This window comes from Microcoleus sp. w1-18aA5 (genome assembly GCF_036701705.1).
In the GTDB taxonomy this organism is placed as follows: Bacteria; Cyanobacteriota; Cyanobacteriia; order Cyanobacteriales; family Microcoleaceae; genus Microcoleus.
This window is the reverse complement of sequence record NZ_JAUPTE010000008.1, coordinates 79,589-93,502: the sequence shown is the minus strand read 5'-3', so window position 1 is coordinate 93,502 and position 13,914 is coordinate 79,589. Positions and strand designations below refer to the sequence as shown.

Sequence of the window (13,914 nt, the reverse complement as noted above, 5' to 3'; positions counted from 1 at the left end):
TGTTAGTAGATGATATCTCGTACACTCTGATAATTGCGAAAGTCCGCCAGCGCCCTCTGACAGTCCCAAAGTCCGTCAATCCGCCAGGGGTTGAAACCCCTGGCTAATAGCGAAAGTCCTCTGAAGAGGACTTTAGAAAAAGTTTAATGTCAGTCCACTTCAATGGACTTTTGCTTTGAGGCAGGGAATGAATTCCCTGCCGGAATTAACGTCACATCCCGCGAGTCCGCCAGGGGTTGAAACCCCTGGCTAATAGCGAAAGTCCTCTGAAGAGGACTGTAGAAAAAAGTTTGATATCAGTCCACTTTAGTGGACTTTTGCTTTGAGGCAGGGAATGAATTCCCTGCCGGAATTAACGTCACAATTTCTGCCGGAATTAACGTCACAGCCCGTTACTATTTCCTGTCTTCCCTCCTTTGCAAATCTCGCAATTGCTTATCTACTTTTTCCACCATCGGCAAATCTCCCAAGGTTGTATATCCATCTTTGGCCATTCGCAAATATTTCATAGCTTCCAGATTGTTTCTGATGGCTGAATGAACTTGTCCCAATCCGTATCGAGCGGCTGTCAACTCCTCAATATCGTCAGGTTGCGCCGTATTAATCACCTTGGAATAGTAGACTTCAGCCTGGGGAACCAGTTGTAGCTTTTCTAGATACAAATCGCCCAACGTGCGATAAATGGGCGGTGTTTCCATGCCAGTTTGTTGTAAATTTTCTAAGATTTCTCTTGCTTCGGATATCAAGTTTGTGTTAAGATAAATGCTAGAAATTGCTAATTTTTTGGCGTTTTCGTTAGGTACTTGTTTGTCGATCGCCCCAACCGCATTTTTAACAGCCTCAACCTGCTTCTCATCCAGCAAGCTAAACTCTGTATCTCCTTCTCCCACGGCACTTTCTGAAGAAGCACCCGTATTCGCCTCGACAATCAATCGGTATCTAACACCCGGTTTCAGCGCCGGTTCTCCCGGATAGACAGCCTCAGTACCGCTAACAGTCATTTCCCAGTTTAATTTCGCTCCATTTTCGCGGAGGCTCAACTTATAGCTAGTCGCATCAGCAACCGGATTCCACCGCAAAATTGGCTTGCTGTCGAGCAATTTCGTGCGCCGCGGACTGATAATATAAGGAATTGGCGCACTATTCCAAGCAATTTTACCGTCGCCGCGATCGGGACATTTAATCAAGTCGCGGCTGCAATCAGATTTCGACTCTTCTTTGGCTAACAAACAGCTATTCAATTGATTTTCACCCGGTGCGATCGACTTAATTCCCAAATCTGCACATTGGAGCGTCAGTTGTCCGTTTTGTGCTGTTCGCAGTGTGTCTCCCGGATAAAGCGGCGTACCGCTGGTAGGGCGGACAATTCGACCGTTTTGGCGCTCGATCACAACTTCCCCGCTACTATGGATAATCAGTCCGTTGGAGATTCTGTTACTGGCTGCTAGTGCGGTAGTTGCGATCAAGCTTAAAGCTATAAAAACTGCAATCCTGATTTTCATCTTATATTTCCTTTTATTCGTAAATGTTGTTTGGCAGTTTGGATACATTTATCTTGTTCTGGTACGCTAGATTTAGAATATTTAATCGTTTTTTTCCAGTGTTCTAACGCTTCATGGGGCTTACCTTTAGTTTCCAGAACTTGTGCCAAAAGACACTGAGCTTCCGGGCTATTCTCTTTCAATCCAATTGCTGTTTGAAAATCTATTTCGGCATCGTCATACTGCTGTTCTTTCAACCGTATCCAGCCGCGATTTTTGATACAAGCAGCTTTTACTCCGTCGTGTTTAGCGTGATCTAAACAAAGGTTGATCGCTTTTAAAGCTGCTTGATGTTTATCCTTGCGAATGAATAATTTAGATATTTGAGCAGAAGCATCAGGAAGTCCTCGCAATACAGCATTTTGCATTGCCTCTAACGCACCTCTATCGTCATTCAATTCGTCGCACAACATAGCTAAGTTATAGTAAGGTTGTGCATAATTTAGGTTAATTAAACTTGCTAATTTGTAAAATTTTTTCGCAATTAAAGGTTTATTTTGACGGTGGTTTTCCATGCCAATTTGATTAGCAACTGGGGCAAGTATCGGGCCCATTAACATATAACTGCTAGCGGTAGTAGCTAAACCGATTCCCAGGCGCTGCATCAAATTAGAAATAAAAATAGAGATATCGTTGTTTCGGCGATCGCCCCCAGTATCACCCAAAACATCGGCCACAGACACAAGCAGGCGATTCCCTACGGGATAGCTGCGCCGCGCGTGCTTTAATTGCAGTAAAGTCAACCCCTCAAAAGTTGGCTGCTGACAGAGCACTGGTATCGCACTCGCACCGGGAAACTCAGATTCCCACTTCTGTAAATAATCCTTAGCTTTTCGTACTGCTAAAAACAAAGGATATTCTTTGCTTAAATATCCGAATAAAGACTTAACAAAATCGTGAGCAATTTTATCTGGTATCGGCGCACGCATCACAATCATTGACGGTAAAGGCAAGCCTCCCGCCACTAAATCTGCTGCCAATTGGAGGCTAGAACAAGAGTTTAAAATTAGCAACTCCAATCCTTGAAAAATTGATTTTTCCAACCCCTCTTTTAAATAGTCTATTGTGACAGTATTATCGCAATCTGCTTGATTAATATGCAACCATCCCTTGACAGCATTGCTATTGCTATGTCCGCCGTAATATAAAATCTGCCAATTCTTTTCATCTTCTAACAACTTCTCGCGTAGCTTTTCCGGTGTTGGCTGGTGAATAAATTGTAACTCGCAGCGATCGCCAAAAGACATTTGAAGACTTTTCTCATCTTGTCGCAGATCCAGTCCATCACTATTACCGGAGACACATAAAATTCTACCTCGCGAAGGCAGAAGCATTTCTCCTGTAGTTGCCTTTTTGAGAGCTTTTCTATACTGTGACGGACTTTTGATTATTTCACAGTTTTTGTAATCTTCGCGAAATTTCCACGCATCCCAAGGCAGATGCCAATTTTCCGAATCTTTGATTTCGAGAAATACTTCAAAGCACTGATCTCGACCACCAAACGCATCAACTACATTTCTAAAATTTTCCTCAATTCCTGCATAAAATTCCTCACTACTCAGCCACAGCCTCATAGATTCATTCAAATATTGATAGATCAATTGAGGATTATCTTCACAAATATTGGTTGTCCCTGTAGCCTTAACTTTAATTCTAGAAAGAATGTTGCTAGATTGTCCCGCACGACAAATAAGTTGCCATCTTTTTTGCAGATCGTCAACTTCCGGGGCTGGTGGCAAACTTCCTTTAAATTTATGAACTGTTGTTTGGTTTTCTTGAAACTCCCCTGTGATGTCGGGAAAACCCTTGTGTAAATCCCCAATCCCTAAACCCAAGATAAATCTTAAGCTCATAAATTAGACGCGAATAGAGTTAATCGAGATATCATACCACAAAATTTTCTGTGACGCTGAAATCATCTAAAGCTACTCGAATACTAAAACTCTCGTCTCGATCTACCTCAATATCCTTCAGCAAAATGTACCTCTCCTGAATCCTTGATTGTGACTCGGTTAGATTTTTACCGATGTCGGAGATTAAGGAAAGTTTAATATTCTGGGGTAGGTAACGTTCTCCGATCGCCGGATGCAGTTGAACGTGAACTCTGACAGTGCGATCGCTCTCTTCAGCAATCGCCACCAACAAAGCAACAGTTGTCCTTCCCAGCCGCATTCCCAAGTCAATCAACTTAGCCCGCGTGACATCGGCTTCGGGAAACCTATTGATGCTACTTTGACTGCCTTGTAAGGCAGATTCTTCTCTCGAATTTCCACCTCCTCGTAATGCAAAACTGGGGGTTTTGTCAGGAGAAATCAGGTTTTTTAACTTTTGTTTAGCTTCCTCCAATTGCTGCAAAAATATTTCTGCAAAATTTGGAAACCAATTACCTAAATTAGATTTAACCGGATTTTCAATCTCAACAGGAGAATTTTTTGATTGCGGGTTAAATACCGCTTCAAAAGGCTGCCAATCAGCCGTAAATACATTCATAAACCACTGACTGAGGTTAATTTTAGATTCCAACAAATGTTCTAGATGCCCTAAGAAATCATCCAGGGAATGCAATTCGCTCAATACTAATTCCCCCGCATCCGCAGTTGGAGAAAAACCAAGCAATCTCGCTTCCTTTTCCTCCTCATCAATTTCTACAGCAATATAGCCAATGCGTTCTGCCCTTGCTTCCACAGGCACCTGGCAAATCTCAGGCGGATGTGCCGATGAATTATGGTTGCCATTTTCTGGATTTTGATGCCGATTGTTAATTGGACGGCATTCGATTTTTCCCAATCCTTTAACATACAAATCTCCCGCATCTGCAAACAGGCGAATTACGGGATTCCAGCTATCGCATTCAGTCAAATCAGTTTCAATATCAATGATTTTTAGATAATCGCGAACTGCCAGCACTGCCAAAGTATTGAGATAAACTTGCTCATGCCTTTGCGGGTGGCGCTGTTGGGTGGCAAACTGCTGAGCAACTTGCAGTGCCTTCTGAGTAATTGGCATTGGCAAAGATTCGATTTCCCAAAGGTTGCTATGGTTCATTGTTCTGGTACACTCCTGGTATATTTAAAGTTTGATATCCTTGGTCTTCGCAAAATTTTTGCAGCAGATGACGACAGTCATTGTTGAACAATTGATATAAAGTAGAATGCGCGCAACCAAACTCTTTGGCGAGTTCTTGAAGACTTTGACCGTACAAACATTGGCGCTGCAATAAAACTTGACAATTTATCTGCGGTTTTCCTCTAACGTGTCTGCTTTTCAACTCGTTATTTGGATCGGTTTCTATCCATTCTATAACTTCTTCAACATAGAAAATTGAATCCGCTTCTGCTGGTATTTTTTCAATTGAATTGACATTTTCTTCGTCTTGTTCTCCTTCTAAGGACACTATTTGACGGGGTTTTTGTTTTTGCTGTTCTTTTTGTTGGGCAAGGCGATAATCTAACAGCCGCTTTTTGAGATATGGATTTAACCAAGTCGTAATCAGGCTTTCTTCGGGATCGTAAGGTCGTTTTGCTGTGGTAGCTTCACATAAATTACGAGACAGATAGATCCATGTCTTGTTCAGTGCCTCTTCATAGTAAGGTGTGTTTTCTTTCCAGAGTTTGCCCGATTTGAGAATCTCTAGAATCAGTCGATGCAAGAAACGACCTCGCTGGATACTGCCGGGGGGCTGCTGGCAAGCTTTGGTGACGAGTTCGAGGATTTGCTGGTGGGCGGGACCTCGATCGAACTTTTCCGATTTTACTGAACACCCAACAGCATCGGATTCGTCGGATAAGTGGTCTTCTCCCTCGGAGGGGTTGGATTTATCAGTCATCGTTAAGTGCGGCCGCAACTTTGTTCCTACATTTACTTATCAGGTTGAGTAAGGAAATTTTTTGCGAACTGCCAAAGTTTTTTTGAGCGGATGGTTGAAAATCTTGCTGTGTCGTGGATTTGGCTGTTTGAGTGTAGGTTGAGTTTTGTAAACAGGACTGGTGCTCGTAAACTCGGTTTATAGACACGCTGTGGGATCGATCGCCCTGAAATCCCGAAAACACCCGTTGTTCCGTACTTCCACCAGTGTTTGCAAAACTTTATCAAAAAACTTGAGAGTTTTGCATAAAACTACCGAGCTCACCCTGATAGATATACAGAAGGGAAATTACGAAGTTCGATCGCACTTGTTGAGATTTATTCAAAAGTGCGATCGCCCGTAACTTCCCGATCGCGCATCCGAACCAACATCCCAACGGATATTGGAAAGGGCTTCTTCCGATGTTGGTTTAATCTATTTCCACGGTTGCATTTATTAAGTTGATTTGAACTGGTAATTGCGACAACAGAGTGGAAGTGCGATCGCACTTCGCGAGACTTCAGTTTGGGTAAATGACGGATATACGACAGTTCGAGAGTGCAGAAGTGCAGAAGAAGTGCAGAAGTGCGATCGGGCTTGTCGATAGAGTCGCTTTGTCAATTTTCAGAACACATTGTATCTACCACGCGAGGATAAAAATCATGGCTACTGCTAAGTTTGAATTTGAAGAAGTTTACAATCAACTGGTTAAAGAAGGCGGAAACAGTCAAGTCATTTTTATCAATGGTGTTTCGACAACACTTGAATCGTTTAAAGATCAACAAAAAGCCATTGTTGAAACTTTAAAATTTAATTTTTTAGGCAATAAACAAGAAAATAGCTTCAATCCTGTTCAGATGAATAATGGCAACGAGTTGTTCATGCCAAAGCCTCAAGAATTAATCCAAGTTCCTGGATTAAATAATATAAAAGGAGCGGTTTGGTTTGATCCGCAGTACAATAGCTCAGATTCTACTGGAAATGGCTGGAACGATGCTATCATTGCTTTTAACAAAGGCGTGGGTACGGCACTTATTTCATTTGCATTGGGAGCCATATTAAAAAAAGGTCCTGGAGAATTTGATAACATTAATTGGAAAAATCCTGAAGAAATAGCTGGAGCATTTCTGAAAGATATTTTCAAAGAAGTTATTGGCAATGGACTTTCCAACATTTATAACGGCTTCATAGACTTAATTAATGGCAAAGATCCAAGCATCAAAATAGATTCAAGTTTAACCGGAAAATACAATACTGCTGCTGAGTTGTTACAACTTATACTTAAAGATCCAACTCATGCCTTTACTAGCGGGGAATTTGTTCCTAAACTAATAGATTTAATGGAAGGATTAGTTTCTGCTGTTCCTTTGCCACCTCCTTATGACACTTGGTTAGCTGCTGCTGACGCTATCTATAAAGGCGCACTTGCTGCTGTACCAGAGGACTTCAAAGAAGCTTTTGAACAATTTTGGTATCTCGATCCAACTCAAGCCAGCGAAACTCTAAACGGTAAATGGATTCCAGATGCGACGAACTGGCTGAAGGATACTAACAACTCTTTAATTTTGATGGGTTATTCGCAAGGAAATTTTTTCCTTGAAGATGCTTTAAAAACTATGGGAGCTAGTGCAGATCCTGCAAAAACTAGAATTTTAGCATTCGGTTCTCCAACTAATTACTTTGCGGCAGGTGGAATTCAAAGTTACAATGGAAACGATCAGTACAATATTCGTAACGATGGCGATCCAGTTACGAAGCTTCAGTTTACAAATGACTCTTTGATGAATAAAATCAAGAGTTTGTTTGATGCTGGAACAACAGCTATTCAACAACTAGGATTTGGTCAACATGACTTCAATAAGTACCTATATGAAGGCTCAATAATTGATAGTATCTTTAAAAAAATTGCTTACGAATTGCATCCTAATGGATTCTATTTCCCTAAAGGGACAGTCACTACAACTTCAACAAATGATGATGACTGGATCAAAGGAAATGGTTATATTCAAGGAGGAGAACGCAACGATGTTTTACAAGGTATAGATGACAGTAGCGACAATTTAACAGGTGACTCTGGCTTCGACTTTTTGGACGGTGGAACCGGAACAGGAAGTGATACTGCTAATTACTCGGGCAGTTTAATTGGAATTAAAGTTTGGGCAGATAAAGTTGCTGACAAATTTGATGTTTACAAAGTTGAAGATGGCTTTGTTGTAAAAGGCGCGAAAACTGTAGACACTCTTGGAAATATCGAAATCATCAGCGGCTCAAATTTCAATGACACAATGACCGGGGGTGACTACAGCGATATCTTCTACGCCCAAGGCGGAAACGACCTTTTTTGGGGACAAAAAGGAGACGATACATTCTACGGTGGCACTGGTAATGACAAAGCTTACGGCGGCGATGACAATGATGACCTCCGAGGTGATGAAGGAAGCGACGATTTAAGAGGAGAAAACGGCAACGACTCACTCTACGGCGGTCAAGATAACGACTTCCTCTACGGTGGCGATGGCGAAGACGAACTGCGCGGCGAACAAGGCGCTGATGACCTCCGAGGAGAAAATGGCAACGACTCTCTCTACGGCGGAACCGAAAATGATTCCTTGTACGGCGGCCAAGGAGAAGACAAACTCTACGGCGAAGAAGGAGACGATGACTTAAAAGGAGAAGAAAACAACGATTCTCTTTACGGCGGAATTGGCAAAGATACCCTCAATGGCGGCACGGGAAATGACGACTTGCGAGGCGAAGAAGGCGATGATTTGTTACAAGGAGAAGCCGGAAACGACACTTTATATGGTGGCGACGACCAAGACCAACTTTATGGTGGATTAAATGCCGACTTACTCTACGGCGAAGCTGGCAACGACCAACTTTTTGGTGAAGATGGCGACGACATCCTCGACGGTGGTAGCGACAACGATATCCTCATCGGAGGTACCGGCGATGACAAACTCTACGGCCAATCCGGCAGCGACATCATCCAAGGCAACACCGGCGAAGACTACGCCGAAGGTGGCAGCGGCCGCGACTTCATCGAAGGCAACGAAGGCAACGACATCCTCTACGGGCAAGAGGGCAGCGACACCGTAGAAGGCAACGCCGACGACGATTTCATCGATGGTGGCAACGGCCAAGACTTGCTTTTCGGCAATACCGGTGATGACAGAATTTACGGACAAGCCGGCAACGATGTCATCCAAGGCAACGAAAACAATGACTGGCTAGAAGGTGGCGACGGCCAAGACATCATTGATGGCGGGGCCGACGACGATGATATTTACGGACAAGCTGGCGAAGACAACCTTTTCGGCAGTCAAGGTCAAGACTACATTGATGGTGGCGACGGCAAAGATACCCTGTTTGGCGGCTTCGATGACGACGTACTTTTAGGCCAAGGCGGCGATGACACTCTCAACGGCAACGCAGGAAATGACGAATTATTTGGCGGTACTGGCAATGACTCGTTAATCGGAGAAATCGGCGATGATTTAATAGATGGGGGAGAAGGAGTTGATCTCGTTAATTACATCAATTCTCCCAGTGGCGTTATCGTTAATATTGACGAAAATAGCGACTACGACAACAACACCAACCAACGTTTCAAAGAATTCGTTACTGATGTCAATCCCAGCGAATACTACACGGAACTTGAACGGGATTTTGAAATTGCCGCTGGTACCGGTAAAGACGGTTTTGGCACTACCGATGCTTTGAGGAACTTAGAAGACATCATCGGTACTCGCTTTGAAGACATCTTAATTGGCAACGAAAAAGATAACCGAATTTGGGCATTAGAAGGCAACGATTTATTAATTGGCAATGCCGGCAATGACTCATTTTACGGCGGAGAAGGCATCGACATTCTCAGCTACCGCCGCGACCCCAACGGCGTTACTGTCAATTTACAAACAGGCGATGCTACCGACGGTTGGGGCGACCAAGACAAAATTTCCGGCATTGAAAACGTCGCCGGTTCTACTCATAACGACGATATTACCGGCGACGATACCGTTAACGTTATCACTGGCGATGCTGGGGACGATCGCATTTACGGACTCGGTGGCCACGACAAACTCTACGGCGAATTCGGCAACGACCTAATCTACGGCGGCGAAGGCGGCGACAGCATCTACGGCAATCAAGACCGAGACACCCTATACGGTGAAGCCGGTCAAGACTACATCCGAGGTGGCGATGCCGACGACTTAATCTACGCCGGTAGCGATGACGACACCGTTGCCGGAGACGCTGGCTACGGCAACGACACAATTTTTGGCGAAACAGGCAAAGACTTACTCTACGGCGGCGCTGGCGACGACTTTGTGTACGGCGGCGAAGACCAAGACACCATCTACGGCGAAGGCGAAAACGACAAACTCTACGGAGAAGGAGACACCGACCTAATCTACGGTGGCACCGGCGACGACCAACTCTCCGGCGGCGACGACCAAGACACCCTCATCGGCGAAGCCGGCAACGACACTCTCGCAGGCGATGCAGGCGACGACACCCTAGACGCCGGAACAGGCAACGACTACCTCTACGGCGGTACCGGCAAAGACACCCTAAATGCCGGCCTCGGCAACGACCAACTTTACGGCGGCGACGATGCCGACATTCTCCTAGGCAAAGAAGGCGACGACAACCTGTTTGGCGAAGCGGGCGACGACACCCTCGATGCAGCAGAAGGCAACGACAACCTCTACGGCGGCGACGGCAAAGACATTCTCGATGCTGGAATCGGCAACGACCAACTTTGGGGTGGTCAAGACGATGACACGTTATACGCCAAAGCAGGCGACGACAACTTGTTTGGCGAAGGTGGCAACGACTCACTCAACGCAGCAGAAGGCAACGACAGTCTCTACGGTGGAGACGGCAAAGACATTCTTGATGCCGGAGTTGGCAACGACTACCTCTGGGGTGGTCAAGACGACGATACTTTATCAGCCCAAGCTGGCGATGACTACCTGTTTGGCGAAGGCGGCAACGACAGTCTCGATGCAGCCGAAGGCAACGATTCCCTTTACGGCGATAGTGGCAAAGACTTTCTCAATGCTGGCGCAGGCAACGATTACCTCTGGGGTGGTCAAGACGACGACACTTTATCAGCCCAAGCTGGCGACGACTACCTCTGGGGCGAAAACGGCAACGACAGTCTCGATGCTGGCGAAGGCAACGATTCCCTCTACGGCGCTAGCGGCAAAGACATTTTAGATGCCGGAAGTGGCAATGACTATCTGTGGGGAGGTCAAGGCGATGACACTTTATTAGCCAAAGCCGGCGATGACAACTTGTTTGGGGAATCTGGCAATGACATCCTTGATGCAGCAGAAGGCAACGATTCCCTCTACGGTGGCGACGGCAAAGACACCTTGTTCGGTCAAGCTGGCAACGACTTATTGCAAGGCGGTTTCGGCGATGACTCACTCTTAGCAGGCGAAGGCAGCGATACCCTTCTCGGTCAAGCTGACAGCGACACTCTGTACGGCTTCGGTGGCGATGACATCCTGGAAGGCAACTCAGGAACAGACCGACTTTTTGGGGAACTCGGCAACGACTCCCTTGACGGCGGTACTGAAAACGATACCCTCGAAGGTGGCGACGGTAACGACATTCTCGACGGTGGCGAAAATAACGACAGTTTGTTCGGACAAGTCGGTAATGATACGGTTATCGGCAACCGGGGCGATGACATTGTTGACGGCGGTTCCGGCAATGATTTGCTTCAGGGTAATCAAGGGCGCGATCGAATTTACGGTCAATCCGGCCTCGATACCCTGTTCGGTGGCGACGATAGCGACACTCTTTGGGGAGGGGATGACAGCGACAACTTGCTGGGAGAATCCGGCAGCGATACCCTGTTCGGCGGTTTCGGCAACGACCAACTCGACGGCGGCGAAGATAGCGACAGCCTCTACGGGGAAGGTGGCAATGATACGCTAGCTGGCGGAACAGACGACGATTTCGTGGACGGCGGTACCGAAAACGATACTCTCTCCGGCAACGACGGCCGCGACAAATTATACGGTCGCCAAGGCAACGACTTTTTAGAAGGCAATGCCGATAACGACCAACTGTGGGGCGGCGATAACGAGGATACGCTGTTAGGACAAACCGGAGACGACCAACTGTGGGGTGAATCCGGCAACGACAGCCTCGATGGTGGCGAAGGGGCCGATCGACTTTTCGGTCAAATCGGCAAAGATACCCTCTCCGGTAACAATGGCGACGACTACTTAGAAGGCGGCGCAGACGATGATAGCTTAACTGGAGGCGCTGGGGGCGATCGCATTTTCGGAAATGACGGTAACGACTTCGCCGACGGCAACAGCGGCGACGACTACATCGACGGCGGGGCGAACAACGATACTTTAGCAGGGGGAGAAGGGGGCGATCGAATTTTCGGTCAATCCGGCAACGACAGCCTCGAAGGCAACGACGACAACGACTTCCTCGATAGCGGTACCGGAAATGACACCCTGTGGGGCAACGACGGCGACGACGAACTCTACGGCAGAGAAGACCAAGATTTCATTGATGGCGGCCGTGGCAACGACCAAATCTACGGCGGAGATGCAGCCGACACCCTCCTCGGACAAACCGAAGAGGATAACATCGACGGTGGTTCCGGCGCAGACTCGATTCTCGGCGGCGATGGCAACGACAACATTTGGGCCGGGGCCGGCAACGACTTCATCAACGCCAACGCTGGCAACGACAACATTTGGGGCGACGAAGACAACGACTTGATTTTTGGAGAAGCAGGCGAAGACAAAATCGATGGCGGTTCCGGCTACGACACCATCGACGGCGGCGCGGGCAACGACCAACTGTTCGGCGGTACGGGCAACGACCAATTATTAGGAGGTGCCGGCAACGACAAAATTGACGGCAGTATCGACGACGACAAACTCTTCGGAGGTGCCGGCAACGACTTGATGTTTGGCAGTCAGGGGCAAGACACGATGTTAGGCGAAGTAGGGGAAGACACCCTCTACGGTGGCGACGAAACCGACTTGATGGACGGAGGCGCCAGTAACGACTTGGTTGTCGGCGACTCCGGCGACGACACCCTCACAGGCGATTCCGGCGACGACACCCTCACAGGTGGTGGTGGCAACGACTGGATGGGCGGTGGTAACGGCGATGACTTGCTGTTCGGCGAATGCGAGGACGACACCATGTTGGGAGGTGCCGGTCAGGACACCCTTGACGGCGGTTGTGGCAACGATTTGCTAACTGGGGAAGCTGGCAGCGACAACCTCTTGGGTAACGAAGGCGATGACAGTCTCGATGGTGGCAGCAGTAATGACACCCTCGATGGCGGTAATGGCAACGACTTCTTAAATGGTGGCAGCGGCAACGACAGCCTTAACGGTAACGATGGCGATGACAGTCTCTACGGCGGCGAAGGTAACAACGTGCTCAAGGGCGGAAATGGTCAAGATTCGCTGATTGGAGGCAGTAGTTCCGACATATTTGTGCTATCACCAAGTTCGGGACTTGATAACATTGTTTACTTCCAGGCCGATCGCGATTACTTCGGACTAACACAAGACCTCACTTTTGACCAATTGCAAATCGTTCAAGGCGGTGAAAATTATACTAACGATGCTTTGATTAGCATCGCAAGCACCGGCGAACATTTAGCTTGGGTGAAAGATACTCAATTTAGTGCGATCGACAGTTCTCGGTTTATTTCCATCACCCCCGGAGTCCCGCTGCCTGGAGTTTTCAATACTCCCTCGGATACCGATCTTTTAACCGGCGAACCTCTTGATAGTGACGATGTTCTAAGTGCGATCGACAGCAGTTCTAGCACTATCCCATCAAGCACGACTACCGCACCAATTAGTCAGCCAAACAGCACGACTACTGCATCAATTAGCCAGTCAAACAGCACGATTACTGCATCAATTAGTCAGCCAAACAGCACGACTACTACTCTAGAAAGTGTCAGCCAGCCACTGGTGACAACAACTACTAATCCACTTATTTCGACAGCAAATGCTGCCACAACTACCACCGATGACATCTTGCTAAACGGCGGTTCAATTCCAACCATGAATAGCTTTAGTGGCATCGATGATGACATTCTCATCTACGACTCTAATAGCTTGTTAACATCTCTAACCAACGCTCAAACTCAGCCAATTATTCCTTTGACAGCGACGACTGTTGGTAGTGCGATCGCTCCTACTGCTAATCCTTCTGGTCAGGAAGCTGACCTCTTACTCAATGCGAATCCGAGTCCCATTCAGCTACCAACAAGTAGCGATTTAAGTGGCACTTCTACCTTGTAGTAATTGTAGATTTGGTTGAGGGCGATCGAATAGATAAAAACCTGGTTTCTTCAAGAAACCGGGTTTTTTGCAGTTTTTTCGGTTTGTAATATCAAATCCGGGTTGTATCGTTGACCGTTGCCTGGTCATGATTTAACCGCAGAGAACACAGAGGACACAGAGGGAGAGAAGAGAGATATCAATAATTATGGTACGGGATTTGATATTAGCTATT

Annotated in this window: 6 protein-coding genes; 2 read left to right on the top strand and 4 right to left on the bottom strand. The window is 46.7% G+C overall.

Annotated features, from left to right (window positions below):
* Positions 1 to 395: 395 nt before the first annotated feature.
* Genes Q5691_RS04790 through Q5691_RS04775 form a run of 4 tightly spaced genes read right to left on the bottom strand, consistent with a single transcriptional unit; the run spans position 396 to position 5,367 of the window.
* Positions 396 to 1,502: a hypothetical protein gene (locus tag Q5691_RS04790; RefSeq protein WP_333344016.1), complete on the bottom strand. Its 1,107-nt coding sequence runs from the start codon at positions 1,500 to 1,502 to the stop codon at positions 396 to 398.
* Positions 1,499 to 3,394 (bottom strand): CHAT domain-containing protein, encoded by a 1,896-nt coding sequence (locus tag Q5691_RS04785; protein WP_333344015.1) that lies wholly within the window; start codon positions 3,392 to 3,394, stop codon positions 1,499 to 1,501. The genes Q5691_RS04790 and Q5691_RS04785 overlap by 4 nt, the downstream gene beginning before the upstream one ends.
* A 31-nt stretch (positions 3,395 to 3,425) precedes the next feature.
* A complete protein-coding gene (locus Q5691_RS04780) occupies positions 3,426 to 4,586 on the bottom strand; it encodes a DUF1822 family protein (protein ID WP_333344014.1) in 1,161 nt (386 codons plus the stop codon).
* On the bottom strand, positions 4,576 to 5,367 hold the full coding sequence (locus tag Q5691_RS04775; RefSeq protein WP_333344013.1) for a sigma-70 family RNA polymerase sigma factor: 792 nt from the start codon (positions 5,365 to 5,367) through the stop codon (positions 4,576 to 4,578). Before Q5691_RS04775 ends, Q5691_RS04780 begins: the two co-directional genes overlap by 11 nt.
* Positions 5,368 to 5,863: 496 nt before the next feature.
* Here Q5691_RS04775 and Q5691_RS04770 point away from each other — a divergent pair, with 496 nt between their 5' ends.
* Together Q5691_RS04770 and Q5691_RS04765 are read left to right on the top strand one after the other, a co-directional pair.
* Positions 5,864 to 5,992, top strand: a complete 129-nt coding sequence (locus Q5691_RS04770) for a hypothetical protein (RefSeq protein WP_333344012.1) — start codon at positions 5,864 to 5,866, stop codon at positions 5,990 to 5,992.
* Between the two features lie 55 nt (positions 5,993 to 6,047).
* A complete protein-coding gene (locus Q5691_RS04765) occupies positions 6,048 to 13,700 on the top strand; it encodes a hypothetical protein (RefSeq protein ID WP_333344011.1) in 7,653 nt (2,550 codons plus the stop codon).
* Positions 13,701 to 13,914: the final 214 nt, after the last annotated feature.